At 70.1% G+C, this 25,582-nt stretch carries 27 protein-coding genes and 1 pseudogene; 15 read left to right on the forward strand and 13 right to left on the reverse strand.

Annotation, left to right across the window (positions count from 1 at the left end; genetic code table 11):
- Position 1: 1 nt before the first annotated feature.
- The 3 genes from ID574_RS30910 (at position 2) to ID574_RS30920 (ending at position 2,222) form a co-directional block, all read left to right on the forward strand.
- Positions 2–622, forward strand: coding sequence for a phosphotransferase (locus ID574_RS30910; RefSeq protein WP_188192508.1), 621 nt, complete (start codon positions 2–4; stop codon positions 620–622).
- 66 nt (positions 623–688) lie between these two features.
- Entirely contained in the window at positions 689–1,213 is a 525-nt protein-coding gene (locus ID574_RS30915; RefSeq protein WP_188192509.1) for an NUDIX domain-containing protein, read from the forward strand.
- Positions 1,214–1,415: 202 nt separating this feature from the next.
- Complete coding sequence (locus ID574_RS30920; protein ID WP_188192510.1) at positions 1,416–2,222, forward strand: NAD(P)H-binding protein; 807 nt, start codon at positions 1,416–1,418, stop codon at positions 2,220–2,222.
- Between the two features lie 40 nt (positions 2,223–2,262).
- Here the strand turns inward: ID574_RS30920 and ID574_RS30925 are convergent, their stop codons facing one another.
- The 5 genes from ID574_RS30925 to ID574_RS30945 all read right to left on the reverse strand — a co-directional run bounded on the left by ID574_RS30925 (position 2,263) and on the right by ID574_RS30945 (position 6,843).
- Positions 2,263–2,943, reverse strand: a complete 681-nt coding sequence (locus ID574_RS30925) for a phosphotransferase (protein WP_188192511.1) — start codon at positions 2,941–2,943, stop codon at positions 2,263–2,265.
- A 21-nt stretch (positions 2,944–2,964) separates the two neighbouring features.
- Complete coding sequence (locus tag ID574_RS30930) at positions 2,965–4,152, reverse strand: RtcB family protein (protein ID WP_188192512.1); 1,188 nt, start codon at positions 4,150–4,152, stop codon at positions 2,965–2,967.
- A gap of 80 nt (positions 4,153–4,232) precedes the next feature.
- On the reverse strand, positions 4,233–4,574 hold the full coding sequence (locus ID574_RS30935; protein WP_188192513.1) for a cupin domain-containing protein: 342 nt from the start codon (positions 4,572–4,574) through the stop codon (positions 4,233–4,235).
- 74 nt (positions 4,575–4,648) lie between these two features.
- Positions 4,649–5,428 (reverse strand): SDR family NAD(P)-dependent oxidoreductase, encoded by a 780-nt coding sequence (locus tag ID574_RS30940; RefSeq protein WP_188192514.1) that lies wholly within the window; start codon positions 5,426–5,428, stop codon positions 4,649–4,651.
- Positions 5,425–6,843, reverse strand: coding sequence for a DHA2 family efflux MFS transporter permease subunit (locus ID574_RS30945; RefSeq protein ID WP_188192515.1), 1,419 nt, complete (start codon positions 6,841–6,843; stop codon positions 5,425–5,427). The genes ID574_RS30940 and ID574_RS30945 overlap by 4 nt, the downstream gene beginning before the upstream one ends.
- 79 nt (positions 6,844–6,922) lie before the next feature.
- On the opposite strand from ID574_RS30945, the gene ID574_RS30950 reads away from it, so the two are divergent.
- The 3 genes from ID574_RS30950 to ID574_RS30960 are packed head-to-tail and all read left to right on the forward strand — an operon-like array spanning position 6,923 to position 8,302.
- Positions 6,923–7,567, forward strand: a complete 645-nt coding sequence (locus ID574_RS30950) for a TetR/AcrR family transcriptional regulator (RefSeq protein WP_188192516.1) — start codon at positions 6,923–6,925, stop codon at positions 7,565–7,567.
- Positions 7,568–7,625: 58 nt separating this feature from the next.
- On the forward strand, positions 7,626–7,871 hold the full coding sequence (locus tag ID574_RS30955) for a hypothetical protein (protein ID WP_188192517.1): 246 nt from the start codon (positions 7,626–7,628) through the stop codon (positions 7,869–7,871).
- Positions 7,872–7,891: 20 nt separating this feature from the next.
- Complete coding sequence (locus ID574_RS30960; protein ID WP_188192518.1) at positions 7,892–8,302, forward strand: hypothetical protein; 411 nt, start codon at positions 7,892–7,894, stop codon at positions 8,300–8,302.
- 24 nt (positions 8,303–8,326) lie between these two features.
- Here ID574_RS30960 and ID574_RS30965 read toward each other — a convergent pair whose 3' ends face one another.
- From ID574_RS30965 to ID574_RS30975, 3 genes are all read right to left on the reverse strand, one after another.
- The gene (locus ID574_RS30965; protein ID WP_188192519.1) at positions 8,327–9,481 is read right to left on the reverse strand and encodes a CU044_5270 family protein; all 1,155 of its coding nucleotides are present in this window, start codon (positions 9,479–9,481) and stop codon (positions 8,327–8,329) included.
- On the reverse strand, positions 9,478–10,065 hold the full coding sequence (locus ID574_RS30970; RefSeq protein ID WP_223167244.1) for an RNA polymerase sigma factor: 588 nt from the start codon (positions 10,063–10,065) through the stop codon (positions 9,478–9,480). The genes ID574_RS30965 and ID574_RS30970 overlap by 4 nt, the downstream gene beginning before the upstream one ends.
- Before the next feature lie 645 nt (positions 10,066–10,710).
- Positions 10,711–11,235, reverse strand: a complete 525-nt coding sequence (locus tag ID574_RS30975; protein WP_188192520.1) for a hypothetical protein — start codon at positions 11,233–11,235, stop codon at positions 10,711–10,713.
- Positions 11,236–11,401: 166 nt separating this feature from the next.
- Here ID574_RS30975 and ID574_RS60285 point away from each other — a divergent pair, with 166 nt between their 5' ends.
- A complete protein-coding gene (locus ID574_RS60285; RefSeq protein WP_223167284.1) occupies positions 11,402–11,572 on the forward strand; it encodes a hypothetical protein in 171 nt (56 codons plus the stop codon).
- A 5-nt stretch (positions 11,573–11,577) separates the two neighbouring features.
- A pseudogene (locus ID574_RS61835) lies at positions 11,578–11,685 on the forward strand (hypothetical protein); the annotation flags it as partial.
- 247 nt (positions 11,686–11,932) lie between these two features.
- Here the strand turns inward: ID574_RS61835 and ID574_RS30985 are convergent.
- The 3 genes from ID574_RS30985 to ID574_RS30995 are packed head-to-tail and all read right to left on the reverse strand — an operon-like array spanning position 11,933 to position 15,338.
- Positions 11,933–12,673, reverse strand: a complete 741-nt coding sequence (locus ID574_RS30985; RefSeq protein WP_188192521.1) for a succinate dehydrogenase/fumarate reductase iron-sulfur subunit — start codon at positions 12,671–12,673, stop codon at positions 11,933–11,935.
- Positions 12,670–14,592 (reverse strand): fumarate reductase/succinate dehydrogenase flavoprotein subunit, encoded by a 1,923-nt coding sequence (locus ID574_RS30990; protein WP_188192522.1) that lies wholly within the window; start codon positions 14,590–14,592, stop codon positions 12,670–12,672. The genes ID574_RS30985 and ID574_RS30990 overlap by 4 nt, the downstream gene beginning before the upstream one ends.
- The gene (locus ID574_RS30995) at positions 14,589–15,338 is read right to left on the reverse strand and encodes a succinate dehydrogenase cytochrome b subunit (protein WP_188192523.1); all 750 of its coding nucleotides are present in this window, start codon (positions 15,336–15,338) and stop codon (positions 14,589–14,591) included. Before ID574_RS30995 ends, ID574_RS30990 begins: the two co-directional genes overlap by 4 nt.
- Positions 15,339–15,473: 135 nt before the next feature.
- On the opposite strand from ID574_RS30995, the gene ID574_RS31000 reads away from it, so the two are divergent.
- The 7 genes from ID574_RS31000 (at position 15,474) to ID574_RS31030 (ending at position 22,788) form a co-directional block, all read left to right on the forward strand.
- Complete coding sequence (locus ID574_RS31000; RefSeq protein ID WP_188192524.1) at positions 15,474–16,403, forward strand: LysR family transcriptional regulator; 930 nt, start codon at positions 15,474–15,476, stop codon at positions 16,401–16,403.
- A gap of 35 nt (positions 16,404–16,438) precedes the next feature.
- Positions 16,439–17,572 (forward strand): PP2C family protein-serine/threonine phosphatase, encoded by a 1,134-nt coding sequence (locus ID574_RS31005; protein ID WP_188192525.1) that lies wholly within the window; start codon positions 16,439–16,441, stop codon positions 17,570–17,572.
- Positions 17,569–18,714: an ATP-binding protein gene (locus tag ID574_RS31010; RefSeq protein ID WP_188192526.1), complete on the forward strand. Its 1,146-nt coding sequence runs from the start codon at positions 17,569–17,571 to the stop codon at positions 18,712–18,714. The genes ID574_RS31005 and ID574_RS31010 overlap by 4 nt, the downstream gene beginning before the upstream one ends.
- Positions 18,707–19,156 (forward strand): response regulator, encoded by a 450-nt coding sequence (locus tag ID574_RS31015; RefSeq protein ID WP_188192527.1) that lies wholly within the window; start codon positions 18,707–18,709, stop codon positions 19,154–19,156. Before ID574_RS31010 ends, ID574_RS31015 begins: the two co-directional genes overlap by 8 nt.
- A gap of 192 nt (positions 19,157–19,348) precedes the next feature.
- A complete protein-coding gene (locus ID574_RS31020; protein ID WP_188192528.1) occupies positions 19,349–20,140 on the forward strand; it encodes a hypothetical protein in 792 nt (263 codons plus the stop codon).
- Between the two features lie 9 nt (positions 20,141–20,149).
- Entirely contained in the window at positions 20,150–22,039 is a 1,890-nt protein-coding gene (locus tag ID574_RS31025) for a fumarate reductase/succinate dehydrogenase flavoprotein subunit (protein WP_188192529.1), read from the forward strand.
- Positions 22,036–22,788 carry a succinate dehydrogenase/fumarate reductase iron-sulfur subunit gene (locus ID574_RS31030; protein WP_188192530.1) on the forward strand — a complete coding sequence of 251 codons (753 nt, stop codon included), beginning with the start codon at positions 22,036–22,038 and terminating at the stop codon, positions 22,786–22,788. Before ID574_RS31025 ends, ID574_RS31030 begins: the two co-directional genes overlap by 4 nt.
- Positions 22,789–22,839: 51 nt before the next feature.
- Here ID574_RS31030 and ID574_RS31035 read toward each other — a convergent pair whose 3' ends face one another.
- Both ID574_RS31035 and ID574_RS31040 read right to left on the reverse strand, forming a co-directional pair.
- Complete coding sequence (locus ID574_RS31035) at positions 22,840–24,162, reverse strand: hypothetical protein (protein WP_188192531.1); 1,323 nt, start codon at positions 24,160–24,162, stop codon at positions 22,840–22,842.
- Between the two features lie 74 nt (positions 24,163–24,236).
- Positions 24,237–25,580 carry a hypothetical protein gene (locus tag ID574_RS31040; RefSeq protein WP_188192532.1) on the reverse strand — a complete coding sequence of 448 codons (1,344 nt, stop codon included), beginning with the start codon at positions 25,578–25,580 and terminating at the stop codon, positions 24,237–24,239.
- Between the last annotated feature and the right edge of the window lie 2 nt (positions 25,581–25,582).

The raw sequence follows: 25,582 nt of genomic DNA on the forward strand, positions 1-25,582 counted from the left end.
TGTGAAGCACGGGTACACCAACAGCACGTTCGGCGACGGCGCCCTGGTCGTGAAGTGTTACGAGGGTCCGGAGGCGGCGTTCAGGCTGAGCACGGAGAGCAGATACCTGCGCCGTCTGCGTGGCCGCATCCCGGTCCCGCGCGTTCACAAGATCACCTCGACGAGCCTGACCACCCGCTTCGTCTCCGGCGCCCACGGCCAGGACCTCCTGGACGAGGGCCGCGCCGTGGAGGTGCTCACGGAGTGCGGCCGGATCCTGGGCGGGATCCACCGGCTGGGCATCGTGCACGGCGACTACGGGCCACAGAACATGCTCTTCGACCCGGCCACGTTCGAGACGACCGCGATACTCGACTGGGAGTGGGCCCACCCGGGGCGCCCGGTCGAGGACCTCGCCTGGTGCGAGTGGATCATCCGCAGCCACCACCCCGAGCACGTGCACCTGCTCCCGCACTTCTTCGCCGCCTACGACGGCCCGGTGCCCGAATGGCCGGAGCGCCACGCGGCCATGCTGGCCCGCTGCCGCGACCTCCTCGACTTCTGCGCCCGCTGGGAACCGGGCGGCGACGGCGAGAAACTCTGGCGCAAACGCCTCGAAACCACGGCCTCCTGGACGGAGTGATCACTCGCGGGTGGCATCCCCTTGTAGCGTGGTGCCGATTCAGGCGTCCACCCTGGGAGCAGCCGCATGCGCTGGCAGGTCCACTCGGAAGAACCGCTCTACACCGACCCCTGGCTCGACGTCCGGATGGCCGACGTCGAGCTTCCGGACGGAACGCATCTCGATCATCGGCTCATCCGCACCGCGCCAGGAGCCGGGGCGGTCCTCGTCGACGAGCAGGGCCGCGTGCTGCTCATCTGGCGGCATCGCTTCATCACCGACGCCTGGGGCTGGGAGATCCCCTTCGGCAGGATCGACGAAGGGGAGGAGGCGATCGCAGCCGCCGCCCGCGAGGTCGAGGAGGAGACCGGCTGGCGGCCCGGGCCCTTGCGTCCCCTTCTCTACACCCAGCCCTCCAACGGCATCTCCGACTCCGAGCACCACGTCTTCCGCGCCGACAGCGCCCAGTACATCGGCCCGCCCGCCGATGCTTGGGAAGCCGAGCGCATCGAGTGGATACCCCTCACGGACGTTCGCCGCCTGATCGACAAGCGCGACATCGTCAGCAGCACGAGCATGAACGCTCTGCTCTACCTCCTCACCGATCTTTAGCCCTCCGGGCCTGGCGTCCCCTGCCTGGCCACCGACCCCGCGCCCGCCGAGTGGCTGATCTCCTGGCAGTGGCCCGGCGGCGCGTGGCCGGCCCTGGCGCTCCGCGTCCTGCGTGCCGCCGGCCGCCTCTGACCGACGGCTCTGTCAGCGGGCTTTTCTGTCGGTGGGCTTTCTGTCGGTGGGCTTTGCTTGACTCGGGGACATGGCTCAGCATGCGATTCTCGTTCTCGGCGCGACCGGCTCCACCGGGCGGCGCCTGACCGGCCTGCTGCGTGCCACCGGTCATGTGGTCCGCGCGGCGTCCAGGGCGGGAGAGACCAGGTTCGACTGGTCTGTGCCCGCGACCTGGGAGCCGGCGGTGGCCGGCGTCTCGAGTGTCTACGTCATGGCCCCCGATGGCACGCCGATCGATCCCGCGTTCGTGTCGCTGGCGGTCGAGCGGGGCGTCCGGCGCCTCGTCCTGCTGTCCAGCGGGGGCATCGAGGCCATGGGCGACGAGCGGCTGATGGCCGCCGAGCGCACGGTGCGCGACTCGGGCGCGGAGTGGACGATCCTGCGGCCGAGCTGGTTCGACCAGAATTTCGACGAGGGCTTCTTCCAGCCCGCCGTCATGGCGGGCGAGGTGGTCATGCCGGTGGGAGAGGTGCGGCAGGCGTTCGTGGACGCCGGTGACATCGCGGCCGTCGCCGCCGCGGCCCTCACGCGGGACGGTCACGCGGGGCAGACGTACGAGGTGACGGGGCCGCGCTCGCTGACGTTCGACGAGGCAGTGGAGATCATCGGCCGGGCGGCCGGCCGCGAGGTCCGCTACCGCGGGAGCGACGAGGACTATCTGGCGGCGATGAGCTTCTCGGAGCAGGCGATGGCCGAGGTCAAGGCATTCGCCGCGCTGCGCGCCCTCGGCGACCAGCCGGTCTCTGACGTCGTCCACCGCGTGACGGGCCGCCCGCCCAAGCCCTTCGAGACCTACGCCGAGGAGGCCGCCGCGAGCGGCGCCTGGCGCGCATAGCCCTCCACCAGAGGTGCCAGCGGGCCTCCAGCTCCCGGGCTCAGCCGTCGCCTAGTTCCCTGATCAGCCTCACCGCCGTGTCGACGAGTCCCACCTCGCGGGCGGTGAGCCCCGGATTCACGCTCCGCATGGCACCGGCCCGGTCGAGCCCCGCCCCGAAGTCCATGGCCTCGCCGAGCTCATCGAGCAGCGCGGCCAGCGCCGCCCGCGCCGGCGCCGCGAGCGGGCTCTCCTCGTCCACCGCGCCCTGCGCGACGATGACGGCCGACATCGCGCAGTCCAGCCCCGGCGGACCTTCCCGGCTGTCGCACCAGTCGATCACGTACGGCCCGCGCGCGGTCAGCATCACGTTGTCCGGATGGAGATCGAGGTGGAGCACCCGGTCCTGGGGATCGTCGGACACCCGGGCCGGGATCGCGTGCAGCCGACGGAGCAGCCGGGCCGTGACCCGCCCCACCTCCTCGGGCGTGATCTGCCCGTCGACCACCGCCGCGAGCATCGTCGGCCCGGACAGCCGCCGCATCACCAGATCGGTGGACCGCCCTCCGCCGACCCCGGGGTAGACGGAGGGCACCGGAAACCCGTGCGCCGCCACGTACGCCATGACGGCCGCCTCCTGGCGGGCGTCGACCGCCATGCGGTAGCGGCGCAGCACCCGGTCGCCGTCGATCGCGTACACGTCCGCGCTCCGCCCGGACCCGAGGAGCTCGCCGATCTCCATGCGCCCAACCTACGGGAGGCTCTAGCCCTTGATGCAGATGAGCTGCCGCAGGTGTGCCACGACCTGCACCAGGTCGGTCTGGGCGGCCATCACCGACTCAAGGTCCTTGTACGCCCCCGGAATCTCGTCGATCACCCCGGCGTCCTTGCGGCACTCCACGCCGAACGTCTGCTCCTCCAGATCCTTCAGCGTGAACGTCTTCTTGGCCTTGTTCCTGCTCATCTTCCGGCCGGCCCCGTGCGAGGCCGAGTTGAACGCCTGGCGGTTGCCCAGACCCTTGACGATGTACGTGCCGGTGGCCATCGAGCCCGGGATGATCCCCAGCTCGCCCGCGCCGGCCCGGATGGCGCCCTTGCGGGTGACGAGCACGTCCACGCCGTCGTAGCGCTCCTCCGCCACGTAGTTGTGGTGGCAGGAGATGGGCTGCTCGAACGTGATGTCCGGCAGGTGACGGCGCAGGACGTCGCAGACCAGGCCCATCATGAGGGAACGGTTGCGGCGCGCGTAGTCCTGGGCCCAGAACAGGTCGCGACGGTAGGCGTCCATCTCCGGCGTGTCACCGAGGAACACCGCCAGGTCCCGGTCCACCAGCCCCTGGTTGTGCGACAGCCCGCGGGCGATCCCGATGTGGTGCTCGGCCAGTTCCTTGCCGATGTTGCGCGACCCGGAGTGGAGCACGACCCAGACCACGCCCTCGTCGTCGGCGCACACCTCCAGGAAGTGGTTGCCGCCGCCGAGCGTGCCCATCTGCGCCTCGGCCCGCTCACGCCGCGCCTTCACGGCCGGCGCCAGCTCGTCGAAGCCCTTCCAGAACTCCACCCACCCGGCCGACTTCATCCCGGACACCTTGTCCGGGTCGACCGGCCGCTTGTGGTGCGCGAAACCGACCGGAACGGCCTGCTCCAGCTTCCCGCGCAGGTACGCCAGGTTGTCCGGCAGCTGCGAGGCCTTGTAGGAGGTCTTCACCGCGGTCATCCCGCACCCGATGTCCACGCCGACCGCGGCCGGGGAGACCGCGTCGCGCATCGCGATGACCGACCCGACGGTCGCTCCCTTGCCGTGATGCACGTCGGGCATGACGGCGACACCGTGCACCCACGGCAGGTTGGCGACGTTACGCAGCTGCTGCATCGCCTGCGGATCCACGGTCTCCGGCTGCGCCCACATCCTGATCGGATGCCTGGTCCCGGTCACCTCGTGGTACGTCATCGTCGTGTCGCCTCCTTCCCGGACGTCGGACGTCGAACGTGATCTATCAGGCCAGAGGCCGCGTACTCGCCGCAACCGAATTAGCGCGCGTTGCCGTACTGCTTGGTCTCCGGACGCTCCACCAGCAGGACATGCGCGGGCTCGTCGGCCACCGGCCGGTGGCGCACGCCCCTGGGCACGACGAAGACGTCACCGGGGGTCATGGTGACTGGCTCGCGGCCTTCGAGTTCGATTCTGAACGTGCCGTCCCAGCACAGGAAGAGCTCGTCCTCATGGTGGTCGTGCCAGGGGAACTCGCCGTGCAGCTGGGCGAGCTGCACGACGGCGTCGTTCACGCGGGCCAGCTCGCGCTGCTGGAAAGGGCCGGGCAGCGTGCCGATGACCTGCGCGATCGACACCGCGGCGGGCGATTCGACCGTCATGACGTCCTCCTCGGATGCTTGTCTATGACCGCATCAAATCGCCATCGAATGGACCCTCTCCAGAGCCAATATCACTAAATTGGTCCTTCTCTCGAACCAATCAGCTCCCACGTGAGCTCGTGAAGCCGCTCCGCCGCTCGCCGGTCGAAGGACGGAAGGTCCAGGCCGATCCGACGATCCCGTACGAACGCGCTGAGCGGCTCGGCGGGTGGGTCGTCGATGCGGGCCACGATCGGCTTGATCCCCTCCTCGACCGGCATCCCGTACCGCTTGAGCGCCTCGGCATGCGGGGCGGTGGTCGCGTCGTACTCGCCGGCCACGCTTGTGGACACGCCTCCAGGATGGATCAGGACATATCGCGTACGGCGGGCGCGTGCCGCGAAGGCGACACCCAGGAGGTCGTTCGCCTTGCCGGCCTGGAACTGGGCCGTCACGCCGTCGTACCCGCGCTCCAACATGAGATCGTCCCAATGAATGCGCCCGTCCGGCTGGCCGGGGCCTGACACGTTGACGATGAGCCCCGGCTCCCGCAGGCCGTGGCTGAGCAGGAAACGACTCAGGTAGTCGAGCGCGAACGTCCCCTCCAGCCGTTCGACGGTCACGTACCGGTTCGTCCGGAAGTACCGCGCGCACAGCACGAGCGCGTCCACGGCGGGGAACTTGGCGTTGATCTCCTCGATCACCCGCCGGTTCTCCCTCACCAAGCTCAGGTCCGCCGGGATGAACACCGCTCCGGGCGGCGCCTTGCGTGCATCCCGGCCGACGACCACCACCGTGTCGCCCCGGTCGAGATGGACGCGGGCGACCGCCCTGCCCATGCCGTCAGTCCCGCCGGTGATCACCAATGTCTTCATGAGGTCCTCGTGAGCTGGTCGGGTACGGGCTGTCCGGCAGGCGTCCGCGGCCTGCCGGGCAGGAGCGGTACGGCGGCCAGGATGATCACGATCACGGCGAGGGAGAACCAGGTGACGCCGTGGAAGCCGGCGACGGGATCGCCTGCCGTCTGCAGGACGAGCGTGACGATCGCGACGCCGAGGGCCGCGCCGAGCTGGTTGAGCATGTACAGCACCGAGCTGCCCTGCGCCACCATCGGCCCGGGCAGCGTGCGATAGAGGGAGCCCATCGTCGGCGCGCTGAAGCAGCCGCTGCCCAGCCCGAACGCGAACGCCGCCAGCGCCGGCCACACCTCGGGCGTGTCCGCGCCGACCCGGGTGAGGGCGAGCCCGCTCATCGCCGACACGAGGGCGCCGCCGACGGCCAGGCCGCGGGCGCCGACCCGGTCGGACAGACGTCCGGCCAGCGGCATGGCGAGCGCGCCGCCGAGCCCGAGCGGGGCCATGAGCAGTCCGGCGGCGAGCACGCCGTGGCCGTGGAGCTGCTGGTAGTACAGCGGCAGCACGAACAGGGCGGCGAAGAGCGCGAGCCCGCCGAGCCCCATGATCGTGACGCTGGCGCTGAAGCCCCGGCTCGCGAACAGCCGCAGGTCGATCAGGGGCCGGGTGCTCCGGCGAGCGTGGACCGCGTAGCCGAGCAGCAGCACGACGCCCGCGGTCAGCGGGAGCAGCGACTGCCAGGTGGCGAACGTCCCGTGCTCGGCCGTCTGCGACAGCGCCAGCACGACGGCCGCGAATCCGGGACCCAGCAGCGCCAGCCCCAGCACGTCGAGCCTCGCCTCCCGCGGTCCGCCAGGCGGCTCGTCGGCCGGTATCACCCGCAGGGCGAGCACGTACGCGATCGCCCCGAAGGGCACGCTGAGCAGGAACATCCACCGCCACGGCAGGCTGTCGAGCACGGCACCGCCGGCGATCGGCCCCAGCACCGGCCCGAGGGACAGCACCACGCCCATCAGCCCCATCACCCGCCCGGCACGCTGCGGCCCGGCGGCCCTGGCCAGCAGGATCAGCACGAGCGGATCGAGCAGCCCGGCCCCGAAGCCCTGCAGGACGCGGAAGGCGATCAGGCTGCCGACGTTCCAGGCCAGCCCGGCCCCGAGCGATCCGGCCAGGAACAGCAGCAGGCCGCCCAGCCACAGCCGCTTGCCCCCGAACCGGTCGACCGCCCAGGTCGTGAACGGGATCGTGGCGGTGACGGCCAGCAGGAACCCGGTGGACGTCCAGCCGATCGTGCTCAGTGACGTGTCGAGGGCCCGGGCCAGCGTGCCGGCGGCCACGGCGGCCATCGTGCTGTTGAGGATGCCCAGCAGCCCACCGAGCAGGACCACGGCGATCACGCCCAGAAGCCGCGGCCCCAAAGGGTCGTTTGAACTCATGGGTTCAAAGTAGTTGTCTATCCAGTAATGACACAACCCATAAGTCAATCGCATTGAACCCACCGGTACAATCGAAGGCATGAGCAGCAGCGCCGCCTCACGGGGGCGGATCGACAAGAGGCAGGCGATCCTGGAAGGCGCGTTCACCGTGTTCGCCCGCCAGGGCTATGCCCAGGCCTGCGTGCAGGAGATCGCCCACGAGGCGGGGGTGGCCAAGCCGACGGTCTACAACCACCTCACCGACAAGGCCACGCTGTTCAGGCACGCCGTCGAGGCCGCGGCGCGGGCGGCGCTCGACGACCGCCTGACGGCCCTGGAGCCGCTGGCGAGCCCCGGCGACGATCTCCCCGCCACACTGGAAGACGTCGCCCACGCACTGCTGCGCCTGCACACCGACGACCGCTCCTGCGCGCTGCGCCGCCTCCTCTACTCCGAAGTCACCAGATTTCCCGACCTTCTGGAGATCGCCGTAGAGAGCGGCCCCGATCGCCTCAACCGGGCGCTGGCCGACCGGCTGGCCAGGCTCACACTCACGGGCCGCCTGCGCGCCACCGACCCCGACCTGGCGGCCGAGCAGCTCATGGCCCTGCTCATCGGCCCCCTGGAGGCCCGTTCCCAGCTGGGCACCCGTACGATCGCGGATCCGGATTTGCGAGAGCTGGCCCGGACCGCGGTACGCACGTTCCTCCGAGCCTGGGGGCCGGACGAACGCAACACACCTTAGACAATCATGGCGACAAGACCCATTGTCGATGGTAGGCAAGGGATATAGTCTGCCGCGTGTGGTGGAACGAGACGACTACGCGGCCATCCGCGATCGGATCATCGGGCTCTCCCATCTCCATGGCTTGCGCTGCGACTGGGCGGAAACGACGAAGCGGCAGCGATTCCTCTTGCTATGGGATGCCGAGGGCCGTGTGGCGGCCCGGGCGATCGTCCCGCTGTACCCTCGGGAGACCCCGCAGCTGGTGCACTCCCTCGAACAGGGGCTCGCGCACCTGTTCGGCGACGACTGGCTAGAGGACTGACGACCTGGGTTGGAGAACCGATGAGCCCCGCAGACCGCGTTGACGTCCACGTCACCATGGCCGGCAACCTGTGGCTGGCCGAGGTGGACGGCGTGGCCGGCGGCATGTCGGCCCGTACGCTGAAGGAGCTGCACGGGGACGTCGCCGAAGGTCTGCCGTACCTGTTCGCCGACCGCGCCCAGCCCCCGACGCCCGTCTACCACTACACCCTGCCCGGCCTGTCGGAGCAGGACCTCGACGACTTCGCCGCGCTCCAGCGCCAGGCCGCCGCGATCGCCGAGGACTACACGCGCACGCTGAAGAAACGCGTCAAGCACATGCACGAGCTGGGCCTGTCGGACGGGGACATCGGCGAGCTGCTGGGCCTCACCAAGCAGCGCATCCAGCAGATCCGCACCAACGCCAACGACGAGGCCCGCCAGACCGGGTGAGTCCGGCGGGCCTCGCACACGGCGTCAGGGCCTGTCGTCGGTCCAGCCGGACTCCAGGACGGCGGTCGAGCTCAACACCGTGCCCGGCTCGAGGCCCGCCTGCATGCCGCCCGGCTTGACCACGACGTGCTCGTTGGCGAGGGCCTGGCCGGTCGCCTCGTTGAAGATCAGCCGGTTCTCCAGGACGGCGCCGCCCTTGACGGGTTCCTCAACGGAGACGGCCGTGCCGTTGCGCCCCTCGGCGTCGGTCACGTCGCCCGCGACCTCGACGGTGTCGAGCTCGGCCAGCATGCGGAACGCCGCGCCGCGCACCTGCGGCGTCACCGGCATGTCCGTGATCAGGCCCGCGCTGACCTTGAACAGCCACACGTCGGAGGCCATCGGCGTGCTGGACGACTCGGTGTCGTGCCCCTCGTACGAGCGCAGCAGCCACTTCTTGAGCTCGTCCGGGTCGTCGGGCAGCTCACGCAGTTCCTTCATGGTCACGTTGCGGCCCAGCCAGAACACCTTGTCCCCGTCCACGAGAGGGCTGCGGCTCGTGTGGACCTTCCCGGGAGCCATGGGCACCCTCATGGCCACGCCTTTGCCCTTGCCCGGCACCCGCACCCCGACCTCGGCCGGAGACCCGGCCGCCTCCCACGCCTTCCGGTCCGCCTCGGTGGCCGGCCACGCGCCGAGCGACCTGCTCCGGCTCCACTGCTCGCCACCGGTGGCGCTCGGCGTCCACATCTCGTGCCGGTCCGCCGTCGCGACCCGGTAGCCGCCCTCCGCCGCAGTGAAGACGGTCCTGGTCACCGTCGCGGTGTGCCAGTAGTCCGCCGTCGTCTCCGGTTGCCGGTCCGCCTTCTCGGCGGCGGCCAGCAGGACGTCCCGCGCCGACAGCTTCACCTTCGGAGGGCTCGTGTACGGGGACGTGGCGACGGCCGGGTCTGCACCGGCATCGGGCGCCCGCGGCGTCGGCGCCACCCCGTTGCCCGCCATGACGACGACCGCCGCGGTCGCGGCGGCCGCGGCGCCCGCCAGGCCGAGCCCCCACATCGGCCGGACGATCCTGCGCCGCCGCGGCTGACGCGGCTGGGACATGGCGTGGGAAAGCTCCGCGGCCCTGGTGCGTGCGTCCACCGGCCGGTCACCGAGATGCGCGGGCCGGGCGGCCCGGAGTTCGTCGATGGGGTTCATGACCACTCCTCGCTGAGATTCCGAACGTTGGACAGGGGCGGCTGAGCCGACGGCACAGGAGCCGACGAGCCGCGGCCCCGCGGGCTCCGCGCCGCGTGAGCCGGGTCGGCGACGTCCTCCATCGCCTGCTTGAGCCGCTTGCGCGCCCGATGCAGGCGGACCCGGAAGGCCGCCGACGAGCAGCCGACCACCTTGGCCGCCTCCTTCGGCGACAGGTCGTGCCAGGCGACCAGGACGAGGATCTCGCGATCCTCATCCGCCAACGCGGCCAGCGCCCGCAGCACCCCCATCCGCTCGGTCACCTGATCGGCCACGTCGCCCTCGGTCCAGGACCGCAGCTCCCCGGCCAGCGCCTCTCTGCGTGCCTCGGCCCGTACGTTGTCGCGCAGAATGTTCCTGGCCACGCCGAGCAGCCACGGCAGGGCCGGCTCCGGCACGTCGTCCAGCCGCCGCCAGGCGATGGCGAACGTCTCGCTCACCACCTCGTCCGCGACCTGCCGTCCCGCGCGGCTGACCACGTAGGCCCACACACGTTGTCGGCATTCGTCGTACATGCCGGTGAACCGGTGCGAATCATCCGTCACCGCCCAGCCCTTTCGTTCGGGGATGCGTTCTCCTGACACCAGGAAGTGGTCCGAGCCCACCTCTTGTTACACGGCGGCATGTGTTCTGGAGAAAGTAGCCCACACGCGGTGGCGGCACTCACTAACATCTGTAGCGGCAATGTCACGCTGGGCGACGGCGGCCGGGGTTTCGTTCGATCTTTCTCGTCTGGGTCTCCCTGAGCGATGCCCCGGTCGCCTTCCTCTACCTCCCGAAGCTCCCGGCCAGAGCCTCCACCCGATCCCGCTCGGCATCGAGGTCCCAGAAGATGGCGCCGTCGCCGCGTTCCACCATGCCGGTTGAGGACCCGCCGCACCAGGGCGATGGCCGATAGCAGGAAGCGGTCCACGTCCTGGAGTGGGTGTGCGAGCTCCAGGCCGCCGACCGCGGCTACAACGACCTCGTCTCGCGGCGCGCGCCGGCGGAGAGCCACACGCGGGGATAGATGCAGCGCATCGTGGCGCGGGCACGGGAGACCGGGGCGGTGCGCGACGACTGCCCCCTGGGAGAATGGCCTTCGTGACCGGGGGAATCGCGCGCACGGTCGAGGCGCCGGCGAGCGTGCGGCCGCGACCGTGGCGGCGGCACCTGGCCTTGATACCGGACGGGTTCCGGGCCTCGGCGGCTCACCCGCTGCCGGAGCCGCCCATGCGTCCCGAGGAGTTGGCGCGCATCATGCGGGAGTGTTCCTGATCGCCGTCGTCGGCGCCCCAGCTGGCCGGCAGGCGCAGGTTCTCCGCCGCGGCGGAGCCGGGCCGGACGTGGTAGACGGTCAGGCACTGCTCGCTGTCATCGGGCCAACCGAGCCGGAACGCCTCGAAGGACAACGTGAGCTCGCCGACCAATCGTCCGGACGGCAGCCCGCGCACAACCGCAGCGCGGCGACCGCGTCGGCCACCCGTCACGTACGCCGGCACCCCCTCCATGGCCGCCAGCATGTCGCGGAGCGTGCCCCGCGCCTGCTCCCGGTGGGGCGGCGACGCCTGCCGCTTGCGGTGGCGGCACCGGATCAGGTGGGTGAGGTGCTCGTGCTCGGCGTCCGACAGCCGCAGCGCGGTCGAGATCGCGTCCAGGGCGGCCGCGCAGGAACTCGCCGAGCTCGGCCCGCGGGTCAGCGGCTCAGGGACGCTTCGGTCGTCGATATCGCTCATCGCCTCCGATCGTACGCAAACCACCGCAAACGATCCTGTCCCTGTCAGTAGTAGGACCACTGGTCGTCAGCATGACAGGGCTCTGGGAGACCTCCGCCGGCCGCGGCAGGCTCAGTCACCGCGCCCCGATGGGCGGGGCGCCTGACCACGATCCGGGGAGACATCCATGAGCACTGTCGCCTCGCCGTCCCAGAGGGATCTCGTACGCTGGCCGCCGCGGTTGTGGATCGCGCTGCTCGTCTTCAGCGGGGTGATCCTGCTCGGCGGGCTCGAGAACGTTTCCTCCTGCTGGGCGGGCGGTTCGCCGACCTGTTCGGCCGGCGGCGGGTGCTGGTGACCGCCATGGCCGTGTTCGCCGTCCTGTCGCTGCTCGGCGCGGTGATCGACGACGCGGGGCTGCTGATCGTCTCGCGCTTCGTCAAGGGCATGGCGGCGGCCTTCACGGCGCCGGCGGCCATGTCACTGCTGACCACGACGTTCCCCGAGGGCCCGCAACGCAACAAGGCCTTTCGCTGCAGGTCGGCGGGGCCTTCGGGCTCGCGGTCGTCACCGCCGCGATCGTGCCGGGCACGCGCCTGGACATGCTCTATCCGGGGTCGTCGCCGTCCTGGCGTTCGCGGTGCTGACGCTGCTGACGCAGGTGATCCGCAAGCAGCCCGAGCGGTAGCGAGGTCCGCTCGGGCTGCGCTCGAGCGGGCTACTTGGCGTTCGCCTTCAGGTAGTCGGCGTTCATACGGGCGATCGCGTCCAGCGGGATGCCCTTCGGGCACACCGCCGTGCACTCGCCGGTGTTGGTGCAGCCGCCGAAGCCCTCCGCGTCCATCTGGTCCACCATGGCCTTCGCGCGCGACAGGCGCTCCGGCTGGCCCTGCGGGAGCAGGCTCAGGTGAGTGATCTTGGCGGCGGTGAACAGCGAGGCCGAGCCGTTCGGGCAGGCCGCGACGCAGGCGCCGCAGCCGATGCACGTGGCCGCGTCGAAGGCCGCGTCCGCGTCCTCCTTGCGTACCGGGATGCTGTGGGCGTCGGGGGCCGAGCCGGCCGGGACCGAGACGAAGCCGCCGGCCTGGATGATCCGGTCGAACGCGCTCCGGTCCACGACCAGGTCCTTGACGACCGGGAACGGGGCCGCGCGCCACGGTTCGATGGTGATCGTGGCGCCGTCCTCGAAGTGGCGCATGTGGAGCTGGCAGGTGGTCGTGGCGCGCTGCTCGCCGTGGGCGACGCCGTTGATCACCATGCCGCACATGCCGCAGATGCCCTCGCGGCAGTCGTGGTCGAAGGCGATCGGGTCGTCGCCCTCGAGGATGAGGCGCTCATTCAGGACGTCGAGCATCTCGAGGAAGGACATGTCCGGAGACACGTCCTCCACCTTGTACGTCACCATGCGTCCCTTGTCAGAAGGGCCGCTCTGACGCCAGACCTTGAGGGTCAGGTTCACTTGTAGCTCCGCTGGGTCATCTTGACGTACTCGTACTCGAGCGGTTCCTTGTGCAGGATCGGGCCGTCGGCGCCCCACTCCCAGGCCGACACGTGCGCGAAGTTCTCGTCGTCGCGCAGGGCCTCGCCGTCGGCGTCCTGGGACTCGGCGCGGAAGTGGCCGCCGCAGGACTCGGTGCGGACCAGGGCGTCCAGGCACATGAGCTCGGCCAGGTCGAAGAAGTCGGCGACGCGGCCGGCGCGCTCCAGCACCTGGTTGAGCTCCTCGGCGGTGCCGGTCACCTTGACGTTCTGCCAGAACTCCTCGCGCAGCTCGGGGATGCGCTCCAGGGCCTTGCGCAGCGACTCCTCGGTGCGCTCCATGCCGCAGTAGTCCCACATGAGCTTGCCGAGCTCGCGGTGGAAGGAGTCGGGGGTGCGGGTGCCGTTCACGGACAGGAGCCGGTCGATCTTGTTCCGGACCTTGAGCTCGGCCTCGGCGATCGCCGCCTCGTCGACCTCGCCGAACGGGCCGGCCGCCAGGTAGTCGCCGATGGTGGTCGGCAGGACGAAGTAGCCGTCGGCCAGGCCCTGCATCAGCGCGGACGCGCCGAGGCGGTTGGCGCCGTGGTCGGAGAAGTTGGCCTCGCCGATGACGAACAGGCCGGGGATGGTCGACTGCAGGTCGTAGTCCACCCACAGGCCGCCCATCGTGTAGTGGACGGCCGGGTAGATGCGCATCGGCACGTCGTACGGGTTCTCGCCGGTGATGCGCTCGTACATCTCGAAGAGGTTGCCGTACTTCTTCTCCACGGCGTCGCGGCCGAGCCGGTTGATCGCGTCCCGGAAGTCCAGATAGACGCCCAGCCCGCCGGGGCCGACGCCGCGGCCCTCGTCGCAGACGTTCTTGGCGGCGCGGGAGGCGATGTCCCGCGGGACCAGGTTGCCGAAGGCCGGGTAGATGCGCTCCAGGTAGTAGTCGCGCTCGTCGTCCGGGATGTCCCCCGGGGCCCGGGTGTCGTTCTTGCGCAACGGCACCCACACGCGGCCGTCGTTGCGCAGCGACTCCGACATCAGTGTCAGCTTCGACTGGTACTCGCCCGACACCGGGATGCAGGTCGGATGGATCTGCGTGTAGCAGGGGTTGGCGAAGTACGCGCCGCGCTCGTGCGCCCGCCAGATCGCCGTCGTGTTGCAGCCCTTGGCGTTCGTGGACAGGAAGAACACGTTGCCGTAGCCGCCGGTGGCCAGCACCACGGCGTCGGCCAGGTGGCGCTCGATCTCGCCGGTCACCATGTCGCGCACGATGACGCCGCGCGCCCGCCCGTCGGAGACGATCACGTCGAGCATCTCGTGCCGGGTGTGCATGGTCACGGTCCCGGCCGCGACCTGCCGCTCCAGCGCCTGGTACGCGCCCAGCAGCAGCTGCTGGCCCGTCTGGCCGCGGGCGTAGAACGTACGCGACACCTGGGCGCCGCCGAAGGAGCGGGTGTCGAGCAGGCCGCCGTACTCGCGGGCGAACGGCACGCCCTGGGCGACGGCCTGGTCGATGATGTTCACCGAGACCTGGGCGAGGCGGTAGACGTTCGACTCCCGGGCGCGGAAGTCGCCGCCCTTCACGGTGTCGTAGAACAGCCGGTAGATGCTGTCGCCGTCGCCGCGGTAGTTCTTCGCGGCGTTGATGCCGCCCTGCGCGGCGATGGAGTGGGCGCGGCGCGGCGAGTCCTGGTAGCAGAACGACTTGACGTTGTAGCCCAGCTCGCCCAGCGTCGCGGCGGCCGAGCCGCCCGCGAGGCCGGTGCCGACCACGATCACGTTGAGCTTGCGCTTGTTGGCGGGGTTGACCAGCTTGGCGCTGAACTTCCGCTTCTCCCACCGCTCCTCGATGGGCCCGGAAGGAGCCTTGGCGTCCCGGATCTCCGGACCTTCGGTGTACTTCACTTGACGACTCCGAACGTGATCGCGAGGGGCGGGGCGAGGAAGCCGATGACCAGAACGGCGGAGAGCAGGCCCGCCGACAGGCGCAGAACCTTGTTGCGGGTGCTGTTGGCCCAGCCCAGGGTCTGGACGGCGCTCCAGACGCCGTGCCGCAGGTGCAGGCCGACCATGACCACGGCCACGATGTAGATCAGCGTCACCCACCACCGCGACGGCTCGAAGCCGGCGATCATCCGGTCGGCGGGGGCGGAGTCGAAGCCCTTGGGGTTGACGACGCCGAAGGTCAGGTCGAGCAGGTGCCAGACCACGAAGAGCGCGATCGTCACGCCGCCCCACCGCATGATGTGCGTGGTGTAGCCGGCGGCCTGCGACTTCTTGGCGACGTACTTGACCGGCCTCGCCTTGCCGGCGCGGCGGGAGAGCGAGATCGCGGCCCACATGTGCAGGACGACCGAGGCGACGAGGACGACCTCCAGGACCGTCAGCACCGTCCGGTACGGCAGCAGCGGCTCGAGCAGCGTCCGCAGCGCGTGGGCGTACTCGTTGAACGAGTCCTTGCCGAGGAAGATCTTGAGGTTGCCCAGCATATGGAGGACGAGGAAGAGCACCATCACGGCGCCCGTGACCGCCATGACGACCTTCTTGCCGTTCGACGAGGTCAGGAACCCGCCGTTCGGCTTGCGCGTTGGAGTGGACTTGGGAGGTGTAACAGGCGCGGTGGAGGCGCCGCGCTCAATCGTCGCAGTCACGTCTTCAGACGCTAGATACGCAGCGATGATCCCGTCCAAGTCATCGACGGTCTGGTTTCCATAGCCGGAAGCTATGATGCTGGTATAAGCGGCTTTTTTCCGGACAAACCGGTGAGCTGATGCGAGGAAAATCACATGCAGCTGCAACAGCTCGCCTACTTCGTCGCCGTCGCGGAGACCAGGCACTTCACCCAGGCCGCCGAGCGCATGCGGGTGGCGCAGCCGTCGCTGAGCAAGCAGATCAAGGCGCTGGAGACCGACCTCGGCGCCCCGCTGTTCTCCCGGGCGCGCGGCAACGTCACGCTGACCCCGGCCGGCGAGGCGCTGCTGCCGCTGGCGCGCCGGATCCTCGCCGACGCCGACACCGCCAGGCAGGAGGTGGCCCAGCTCGCGGGGCTCAGGAGGGGCCGGGTGCGGCTCGGGGCCACGCCGTCGCTCTGCGCGGGGCTGGTGGCGGACGCCCTGGCCCGCTTCCACCGCGCGTACCCGGGGATCGAGCTGCTGGTCGAGGAGGGCGGCTCACGTGACCTGGTCAGGGCGCTGGCACGGGGGCAGCTCGACCTGTCGTTGATCATCATGCCGCTGCAGAGCGACGACCCGTCGCTGGTGACCGAGGAGATCCTCCGGGAGAACCTCGTGGTGGTGACACCCTCCCACGAGCAGCACAAACGCCCGTTCGCGGAGATCGAGGACCTGCGCGGCAGGCCGATGGTGATGTTCCGGCGCGGCTACGACCTGCGGGAGGCCACGCTGGCGGCGTGCCGGCAGGCCGGGTTCGAGCCGCGGTTCGCGGTGCAGGGCGGCGAGATGGACGCGGTGCTGCGGTTCGTGGAGGCGGGGCTGGGGGTGGCCGTGGTGCCCTCGATGGTGCTCGACGGGCGGCCGGGCCTCTCGGGCACGCCGCTCAGGCCGCCGGGGCTGAGCCGGACGATCGCGCTGGCCCACCGCAAGGACGTCGAGCCGACCACGGCCGCGCAGGCGTTCCGGGAAACTTTGCTAACTTTTGTGGTGGAGGCCGGACAAGAGGGGACGCTTCCACAAGGGGTGGAGCTCATCGCAGAATGAGCAGCAACGTTCCCGACGTCCCGGTGAGGCGGTCTGTGACGGCAAATCTCTCCGAAACGCTGACGCTGCTCCTCGTCGAGGACGACGACGGCGACGCTTTCCTCGTCGAGGAACTGCTCGAGCAGGCCGTGGCGCCGCCGAAGATCTTCCGGGCGCGGAGCCTCCAGGAGGCCAAGTCCAAGCTGACCTCCACCATTCAGTGTGTGCTCGTCGACCTCTCACTGCCCGACGCCAGCCGGCTGGAGGCCCTGGAAGAGGTGCTGGCGCTGGCGCCGCACGCGGCGGTGCTCGTGCTCACCGGGCTCAGGGACGCCCACGTGGGCGTGGCCGCCGTCCAGGCCGGCGCGCAGGACTACCTCGTCAAGCAGGACATCGACGCGCGACTGCTGGCCAGGGCCATCAGGTACGCGATGGAGCGCAAGCGGGCCGACCTCGCGCAGCTGAGGCTGGTCGAGGCCGAGCTGATCGCCGGCCAGAACGCCAGGATGCAGCGGGACCTGCTCCCCATCGCGCTGCTGCACACCGACGAGATCGAGCACACGACCCGCTACCTGCCGGGCAGCGGCGGCACGCTGGCCGGTGACTTCCTCGACACGGTGCAGACGCCGGACGGCGCCGTGCACGTCGTGGTGGGCGACGTGTGCGGGCACGGGCCGGACGAGGCCGCGCTCGGCGTGGCGATGCGCATCGCCTGGCGCACGCTGGTGCTGGCCGGGCAGACCGGCGACACGCTGCTGCGCACCCTCGACGCGCTGTTGCGGGCCGAGCGCAAGGCGCCGGAGATCTTCACCACCCTGTGCATGGCGACGATCACACCGGACCTGAGGTACGCGAGGATGCGCGTGGTCGGGCACCCGCCGCCGGTGCTGGTGCGCGACGGCGCCGTCGAGGTGGTCGACGGCGCCCCGTCCGGCCCGCCGCTCGGGATCTTCCCCGACGCGGAGTGGTCGGTGCTCGACGTGCCGCTGGGTGACAAGTGGTCGATGATGCTCTACACCGACGGCCTGATCGAGGCGGCCGTGGGCGAGCGCAACGAACTGCTGGGCGTGGAGGGCCTGGTCGGGCTGGTGCGCGAGCACGGCGCCGTCGACCTCGACCGGCTCATCCGGCACGTGGGCACGCTCAGCGACGACCTGGCCGTGGTTCTGGTGAGCAGGAGGAGAGCATGAGCATCCACCCGCTGCCGCCGCCCAGGGAGCCCACCGGGCTCGGCAGGCTACCGGTCGCCCGCTGGTTCCTGTTCATCGGGGCGGTGGCCGGCGTGGCGTTCGCGGCCGGGGTCGTGGTCACCATGGTGATGCTCGCCCAGACGCAGGCGCTGGACCCGAAGCCCGAGGTGGCCGCGCAGATCGGGCGGCTCAACGCGGCGCTCATCGTGCTGTTCGCGGTGCTGCTCGTCTGCGGCGTCGGGCTCGGGGTCATCGTGCGCTACGCCGTGCTGAAGCCCATCGACCAGCTCACCGACCAGGTACGCAAGGTCGCCGCCGGCGATTTCGACCACGCCCTGCACGTCGACAGGCCGGCGGAGCTGGCTGAGCTGTCCAGCCACATCGACTCCATGCGCGACCGCATCGTGTCGGCCTGGCGGGTGGCCTCCGAGCAGGCCGAGGAGCTGCGCAGGTCCAACGGCGAGCTGGAGCAGTTCGCGTACGTGGCCAGCCACGACCTGCAGGAGCCGCTGCGCAAGGTCGCCAGCTTCACCCAGATGCTGGAGCAGCGCTACGGCCCGCAGCTCGACGAACGCGCCAAGCAGTACATCCACTACGCCGTGGACGGCGCCAAACGCATGCAGCTGCTGATCAACGACCTGCTGGACTTCTCCCGCGTGGGCCGGGTCACCGGCGAGCGCACGGTGACCGACTCCGGCGAGGCGCTGAACCAGGCGCTGGAGAACCTCTCGGCCGTGATCGAGGACACCGGGGCCACGGTCACCAGGGACGACATGCCCAAGGTCAAGGGCAACCGGCTGCAGCTCACCCAGCTCTTCCAGAACCTGATCGAGAACGCCGTCAAGTTCCGCTCCGAGGAGCCGCCGCGCATCCACATCGGGGTCAAGCGCTCCGGCGCCATGTGGGAGTTCAGCTGCTCGGACAACGGGATCGGGGTCGAGGCGAAGTACGCCGACCGGATCTTCCTCATCTTCCAGCGCCTCCACGCCCGCGACGTGTATCCAGGGACTGGCATCGGCCTGGCACTGTGCCGCAAGATCGTCGAGTACCACGGCGGACAACTGTGGCTCGACGGCAGCGCGGAGGGCCAGGGCGCGACGTTCCGCTGGACGCTACCCGCGGCTGGAGACGACGATGACTGAGTGGCGCCCGATCGAGGTGCTCCTGGTGGAGGACGACCAGGGCGACATCCTGCTCACCAAGGAGGCCTTCGACTTCAACAAGGTACGCAACCGCCTCAACGTGGTGAACGACGGCGAGCAGGCCATGGCGTACCTGCGCCAGGAGGGCGGCTACGCCGACGCTCCCCGGCCCGACCTCATCCTGCTCGACCTCAACCTGCCGCGGATGAGCGGCATGGAGGTGCTGCGCGAGGTGAAGGCCGACAACGCGCTGCGGACGATCCCGGTGGTGATCCTGACGACGTCGGAGGCGGAGGAGGACATCCTCCACAGCTACCGGCTCCACGCCAACGCCTATGTCTCGAAACCGGTGGACTTTGAGCAATTTATCCGGGTTGTCCGGCAGATCGATGATTTTTTCGTGACCGTGGTTAAGTTGCCGACCCAGGGGCAGCGCCTCTGACGGGCATACGTGACAGGAATCACAGCTAGTCATCGAAAAAGTGAGTGACCCCGCTCACAAATGTCGATGCGGTCGTCGTAACGTATCCCCCACCAACGCGCGCTTGAGCGGATACCGCACGTACGCGCGCCCAGCGAAACGAACCACGGACCCGCCGCGCGAAAGGGTCCGCGGGAGGTGGAGAGGTCCGCGATGACCCAGACGACGCCCGAAGCCACGGTCAGACGGCAGCGTGCGCAAGTCAAGGTACGCACCCTGCGTACTGACCGATGGTGGCTGACCCCGCTGCTGACCTTTCTTGGGCTCAGCGCCTTCTTGATATACGGCGTGTGGGCGATCTTCGATACCAGCTACTACGTGCCGGCGTCGGAGTACATCGCCCCGTTCTCGTCGCCGTGCCTGGCGACCTCATGCCCCGAGGGGGCGAGATTCCTCGGCCTGGCACCCTTCGGTGACTGGTATGCGCTGCCACCGGGGCTGCTGATCCTCGGCCTGCCCGGCGGCTTCCGGTTGACCTGCTACTACTACCGGAAGTCGTATTACCGGTCGTTCTGGCTGGCGCCGGCCGCCTGCGCCGTGCAGGAGCCGCACGGGAAGTACACCGGTGAGACCCGCTTCCCGCTGATCTTCCAGAACATCCACCGCTACTTCTTCTACGCCGCCCTGCTCATCGGCTCCGTCCTCACCTACGACGCGATCCTCGCGCTCGTCCACAAGCCGCTCGGGCTGGGCTCCTGGATCCTGGCGCTCAACGTCGTGCTCATCTGGGGCTACACGCTCGGCTGCCACTCCTGCCGGCACATCACGGCGGGCCGGCTCAACCACTTCTCCCGTCACCCGCTGCGCTACCGGGCCTGGACGTTCGTCTCCAAGCTCAACGCCAAGCACCAGCCCCTCGCGTGGGCCTCGATGTTCTCGGTCATGGGCGCCGACCTGTACGTCCGCCTGGTCGCCAAGGGCATCATCGCCTTCCCGTACGCGTAAGGATCAACAGTGGAAATCGAACGTCACGAATACGACGTCGTCGTCATCGGCGCGGGCGGCGCCGGGCTTCGGGCCGCGATCGAGGCCCGCCAGCAGGGCAAGAGGACGGCGATCGTCTGCAAGTCGCTGTTCGGCAAGGCGCACACGGTCATGGCCGAGGGCGGCGCCGCCGCGGCGATGGGCAACGTCAACCCCGACGACAACTGGATGGTGCACTTCCGTGACACCATGCGGGGCGGAAAGTTCCTCAACAACTGGCGGATGGCCGAGCTGCACGCCAAGGAGGCGCCCGACCGGGTGTGGGAGCTGGAGGCCTGGGGCGCGCTGTTCGACCGCACCAAGGACGGCAAGATCAGCCAGCGGAACTTCGGCGGGCACGAGTACCCACGGCTCGCACACGTGGGCGACCGTACCGGGCTGGAGCTGATCCGCACGCTGCAGCAGCGCGTGGTGGCGCTGCAGCAGGAGGACTACGAGAACCACGGCGACTACGAGGCCTACATCAAGGTCTTCGCCGAGTGCACGGTCACGCGGCTGCTCAAGGACGGCGACCGGATCTCCGGCGCGTTCGGCTACTGGCGCGAGACCGGCAACTTCATCCTGTTCGACACGCCGGCCGTGGTCCTCGCCACCGGCGGCATCGGCAAGTCGTACGTCGTCACCTCCAACTCCTGGGAGTACACCGGTGACGGCCACGCCCTGGCCCTCCTGGCCGGCGCGAAGCTGATCAACATGGAGTTCATCCAGTTCCACCCCACCGGGATGGTCTGGCCGCCCTCCGTGCGCGGCATCCTCGTCACCGAGTCCGTCCGCGGCGACGGCGGCGTGCTGCGCAACTCCGAGGGCAAGCGCTTCATGTTCGACTACATCCCCGAGGTGTTCAAGGACAAGTACGCCACCACCGAGGAGGAGGCCGACCGCTGGTACACCGACCAGGCCAACAACCGGCGCCCGCCGGAGCTGCTGCCGCGTGACGAGGTGGCCCGGGCGATCAACGCCGAGGTGAAGGCCGGCCGGGGGTCACCGCAGGGCGGCGTGTTCCTGGACGTCTCCACCCGGCTCCCGGCCGAGGAGATCAAGAGGCGGCTGCCGTCGATGCACCACCAGTTCAAGGAGCTGGCCGACGTCGACATCACCGCCGAGCCCATGCAGGTGGGCCCGACCTGCCACTACATCATGGGCGGCGTCGAGGTGGACGCCGACACCGGCCAGGCGGCCGTGCCCGGGCTGTTCGCGGCGGGCGAGGTGTCCGGCGGCATGCACGGCTCCAACCGGCTCGGCGGCAACTCGCTGTCCGACCTGCTGGTCTTCGGGCGCCGCGCGGGCGCGGGCGCGGCGGCGTACGTGGACGGGCTCCCCGACCGGCCCAAGATCGCACAGGAGCTCGTGGACGAGGCCCGCGAGGAGGCGCTGGCGCCGCTCGAGCGCAGTGGCGAGAACCCCTACGAGGTCCACCACGAGCTGCAGCGCACGATGAACGACCTGGTCGGCATCATCCGCAAGGCCGAGGAGATCTCCGAGGCGCTGCAGGTCGTGGAGAAGCTCAAGGAGCGGGTGCGCATGGTCGGGGCGGGCGGCTCCCGCATCTACAACCCCGGTTGGCATCTCGCGATCGACCTGCGCAACATGGTGCTGGTGTCGGAGTGCGTGGCCAAGGCGGCGCTGCTGCGCGAGGAGAGCCGCGGCGGGCACACCCGCGACGACTTCCCCGGGATGAACCCGGAATGGCGCCGCAAACTGCTCGTCTGCTCCACCCCTGACGGCTCGACCGTCGAGGTCGAGGAGAAGGTCCAGCCGCCCATGCGCGACGACCTGATCACCCTGTTCGACCGGGACGAGCTGAAGAAATATCTCACCGACGAAGAGATGGCCGAGTTCGACGGGATAGCGAAGTCATGAGCTACAAGGCAAAGTTCAAGGTCTGGCGCGGTGAGGGCGGCGAGGGCAAGCTCGAGGACTTCACCGTGGAGGTCAACGAGGGCGAGGTCGTCCTCGACATCATCCACCGGCTGCAGGCCACCCAGGCTCCGGACCTGGCGGTGCGGTGGAACTGCAAGGCGGGCAAGTGCGGCTCGTGCAGCATGGAGATCAACGGCAAGCCGCGGCTCGGCTGCATGACCCGCATGTCGACCTTCGACCCGGACGAGACCATCACGGTCACGCCGATGCGGACGTTCCCGGTCATCAAGGACCTCGTCACGGACGTCTCGTACAACTACCAGAAGGCCAGGGAGGTCCCCTCCTTCACGCCGCCGGCCGGCGTGCGGCCGGGCGAATACCGGATGAAGCAGGTCGACGTCGAGCGGTCCCAGGAGTTCCGCAAGTGCATCGAGTGCTTCATGTGCAACAACGTCTGCCACGTGATCCGCGACCACGAGGAGAACAAGACCAACTTCTCCGGTCCGCGCTTCCTCATGCGGATCGCCGAGCTGGACATGCACCCGTATGACGTGGCGGACCGGCAAGAGGCGGCCCAGGAGCAGCACGGGCTCGGCTACTGCAACATCACCAAGTGCTGCACCGAGGTCTGCCCCGAGCACATCAAGATCACCGACAACGCGCTGATCCCGATGAAGGAGCGCGTGGTCGACCGGAAGTACGACCCGCTGGTGTGGCTCGGCAACAAGATCTTCAAGCGCGCCAAGTAGTCCGACGCAGAAGGGGGCTGGATGATCCAGCCCCCTTCTTGTCGTCCCGGCTCACTTCCCGCGGCGGAAGCGCTTGCGCTTGGAGTCCGGCATCTCCTTGGTCGGCTCCTCCTGCGGCTGCGGCGGCGGGAGGGGCTGCACGGCCGTCACGTCGCCGTCGGCGGGCACGTCGACCGGCAGGTACGGCGGCGGCTCGTACTCGGCGGGCTTCGAGGCGGGTTCGAACAGGGACGGACCCTGCTGCTGCCACGGCTCGGAGTCGCCCGGCTCAGCCGTCGGGGTAGGGCCGAGCGGGTGCTCGCGGCCGTCGTCGTACGGGGCGGCGCCGCCCGGCGGGATGTCCGACGGCGGGACCAGCGGCTCGAACGGGTCGCGATACTCCTTGGCCTTCGGCGGCTCGTGGCTGTAGGAGTCGAACTCGTCCGGGTGCAGCACGACGGGGGGCGGCTCGTCCGAAGCCGCCGGCGGGGGCTCCGGCGCGTAACCCTGCGGCGGGTACGGGTGTCCCGGGTCCTGGTAGACCGGGCCGCTCGGGTAGGTCTGCACGGGCACGAAGCTGATGATCGGCGCGTACGCCGTTCCGCCCGGGTAGGCGGCCGAGCCGGGGAAGCCCGCAGCGTATCCGGGACCGGCCGGGTAGCCGGCGCCCGGCGGGTAGCCGGCGCCGGGCTGGGGCGGCGGCATGTCCGGACGTCCCATCTGCGGCCCCGCCTTGCGCACGGCCGCCGCGTGGGCCAGGCGGCGCAGCCGTCCCTCGAAGATCAGCACGGCGAAGAGCGCGAGCAGGACCAGCACCAGCGCAGGGATGCTGAGCTTGCGCGTCAGGGACTCCTGGTCGAACTCCGGCGCCGCGTTACGCAGCTCCAGCGGCACTTCCTCCTGCGAGGCGGGCTGCGTCTCGCTCGGCGTCGTCACCGGGGTGGACGGCGTGGGCGCGATGCTGGGCATCTCGACGCTCGCCTCGGTCGTGGGTGAGACGCTGGTGGTGGGCGGCGGCTCGACGTTCTGCGAGGGCGGTATCACCGGCTGGGGGTTCTGGGTCGGAGTGGCCGGCGGCGGGGTGTTCGCCTGAGGGGTGGAGCTCTTCGTCGGCGAAGGGCTCTTGGTCTTCTTCGTCGGCGACGCCGTGACGGTCTTGGTGACCGTGGTCTCCGGCGGGTCCGTGGGCGTCGGCGTGCCTAAGGTGGTGGTCACCGTGACCGTGGTCTGGGGGTCGGACTCACACGAAGGGTCATCGACGTCACACGGCTCGACGGGGTCGAACGCCGACACCGACGCGCTCGCGCTCTGCACGATGAACGGCGTCGCTCCGGCGCCGGTCAGTCCCAGCGCCAGGACGATCGCGGACACGGCTGTCGCTCGGGTGCGTGCCACCGTTGCCCTCCGCGTAGTCCCGGAACCATGGTCAAGGGAATACTAGTCGGGTCAAAGTAACAGTAAAGACCGAATTACGACACCATTCTACGCCTCTGGCGCTTTTGTACCGTGACAATGACCCAAAGAGCTCCGAGCAGCGTCGCAATGGCCCCAACGGCCAGCGTATGCCCCACGGGCCCTTTGAGCGGGCTGACCCGTCCGTCGGGCCGCGCCGCCCGCTTCGTCGCAGCCGCCATTTCCCACGGCAACGGCGCCCCGGGGGGCGCGGCGGCCAGAGGGGGCGGGGCCGCACCGGGCGCGGGCGAGGCCTGGGGCAGGAGGCCGGGGGCCTCTCCGGGCATGCCTGGGAACGCGCTCGCGGCGGCATCGGGGCCGGCGGCCGACGCGGACGCATGAGGAAGCGCCTGTCCGCCCCCGTAGACCACGCTCGGCAGATCCTCATCGGCCGGGCCTGGCCTACGCGCATCCGCCGTGTCCCGCCCACGCGCCAAGGTCGCCGCCTCGCCGGTCGGATGCGCACGCACCTCGGCTATGCCTGTGCGACGCGGCCGCGCCTCGGCCTTGCCCTGCTCACGTCCGGCGGTCGCGGAGGCGTCCGGCGCCTGACGGCCACCCGTGGAATCCTCCACAAGGGGACCCCCTGCCGCCGTGGAACCACCACCGCCCTCCGGGCCTCCCGAGCCGACTGTGGCGGGCTCCGGCCCCTCCCAGCCTTGTACAGGTGTCTCGGGACCGGCCGAGGGGTCTCCGGGCGTCTCCGCGCCCTGCGAGCCGTGCTTCGCCGTGGCGGGGCCGCTGATCGTCGGGACTGTGTCCGTCACCCGGGTGGTGACCGTCCGCTGCATGGTGGTCAGGCCGTCACCCTCGGCGGCCCGCATGTTGGCCGCCGCGGCCAGCACCACCGTCCCAGCCCCATCGGGGGCCGTGAGCGTCACGTCCACGGAGCGTTCACCGGTGACGCTCCCGAGCCTGCACACCTGCGCCCCATCAGGAAGAGCGGCGGAGGCCCCGGCGACCTTCAGCGCCCGCACGGCCAGCCCCTGGGCGGCGAGCGTCACGTCCTGCGCGTCTTGGGAAGGCACCGCCATGGCACCAGCGCCCGTGGCCGGCGGCGCTTGGATGACGGGCGGGCTCGGGGTGGCAGACAGCCCCAGGGCGGCGCGGGCCGACGGCATGCACGTCACCTCCGCCAGCGCCTCCACCGGACTGGCCGCCACCGCCACACTGGCCCGCTCGCCCATCCCGTTCAGCCGTATCCGGAACCGCTGCACGTCCCCGGTCCTGGTCCACTTCCCGACCTCGCCGCCGGAGTCGTTCACCCGCTCCAGCACCAGCGAGACCCCGGTCGCGGCCATGGGCACGGAGGGCACCGCCGCCAGGATCACCGCTCCGGCCAGGATCCAGCCACGACGCATCA

The organism is Nonomuraea sp. SYSU D8015 (assembly GCF_008065375.1).
Lineage (GTDB): Bacteria > Actinomycetota > Actinomycetes > Streptosporangiales > Streptosporangiaceae > Nonomuraea.

Excerpts from the sequence above, each read along its gene's own strand:
- ID574_RS30915 (WP_188192509.1), top strand. The coding sequence starts at position 689 with ATGCGCTGGCAGGTCCACTCGGAAGAACCGCTCTACACCGACCCCTGG.
- ID574_RS30920 (WP_188192510.1), top strand. The coding sequence starts at position 1,416 with ATGGCTCAGCATGCGATTCTCGTTCTCGGCGCGACCGGCTCCACCGGG.
- ID574_RS30925 (WP_188192511.1), bottom strand. The coding sequence starts at position 2,943 with ATGGAGATCGGCGAGCTCCTCGGGTCCGGGCGGAGCGCGGACGTGTAC.
- ID574_RS30930 (WP_188192512.1), bottom strand. The coding sequence starts at position 4,152 with ATGACGTACCACGAGGTGACCGGGACCAGGCATCCGATCAGGATGTGG.
- ID574_RS30935 (WP_188192513.1), bottom strand. The coding sequence starts at position 4,574 with ATGACGGTCGAATCGCCCGCCGCGGTGTCGATCGCGCAGGTCATCGGC.
- ID574_RS30940 (WP_188192514.1), bottom strand. The coding sequence starts at position 5,428 with ATGAAGACATTGGTGATCACCGGCGGGACTGACGGCATGGGCAGGGCG.
- ID574_RS30945 (WP_188192515.1), bottom strand. The coding sequence starts at position 6,843 with ATGAGTTCAAACGACCCTTTGGGGCCGCGGCTTCTGGGCGTGATCGCC.
- ID574_RS30950 (WP_188192516.1), top strand. The coding sequence starts at position 6,923 with ATGAGCAGCAGCGCCGCCTCACGGGGGCGGATCGACAAGAGGCAGGCG.
- ID574_RS30960 (WP_188192518.1), top strand. The coding sequence starts at position 7,892 with ATGAGCCCCGCAGACCGCGTTGACGTCCACGTCACCATGGCCGGCAAC.
- ID574_RS30965 (WP_188192519.1), bottom strand. The coding sequence starts at position 9,481 with ATGAACCCCATCGACGAACTCCGGGCCGCCCGGCCCGCGCATCTCGGT.
- ID574_RS30975 (WP_188192520.1), bottom strand. The coding sequence starts at position 11,235 with ATGAGCGATATCGACGACCGAAGCGTCCCTGAGCCGCTGACCCGCGGG.
- ID574_RS60285 (WP_223167284.1), top strand. The coding sequence starts at position 11,402 with ATGAGCACTGTCGCCTCGCCGTCCCAGAGGGATCTCGTACGCTGGCCG.
- ID574_RS31000 (WP_188192524.1), top strand. The coding sequence starts at position 15,474 with ATGCAGCTGCAACAGCTCGCCTACTTCGTCGCCGTCGCGGAGACCAGG.
- ID574_RS31010 (WP_188192526.1), top strand. The coding sequence starts at position 17,569 with ATGAGCATCCACCCGCTGCCGCCGCCCAGGGAGCCCACCGGGCTCGGC.
- ID574_RS31015 (WP_188192527.1), top strand. The coding sequence starts at position 18,707 with ATGACTGAGTGGCGCCCGATCGAGGTGCTCCTGGTGGAGGACGACCAG.
- ID574_RS31020 (WP_188192528.1), top strand. The coding sequence starts at position 19,349 with ATGACCCAGACGACGCCCGAAGCCACGGTCAGACGGCAGCGTGCGCAA.
- ID574_RS31030 (WP_188192530.1), top strand. The coding sequence starts at position 22,036 with ATGAGCTACAAGGCAAAGTTCAAGGTCTGGCGCGGTGAGGGCGGCGAG.
- ID574_RS31040 (WP_188192532.1), bottom strand. The coding sequence starts at position 25,580 with ATGCGTCGTGGCTGGATCCTGGCCGGAGCGGTGATCCTGGCGGCGGTG.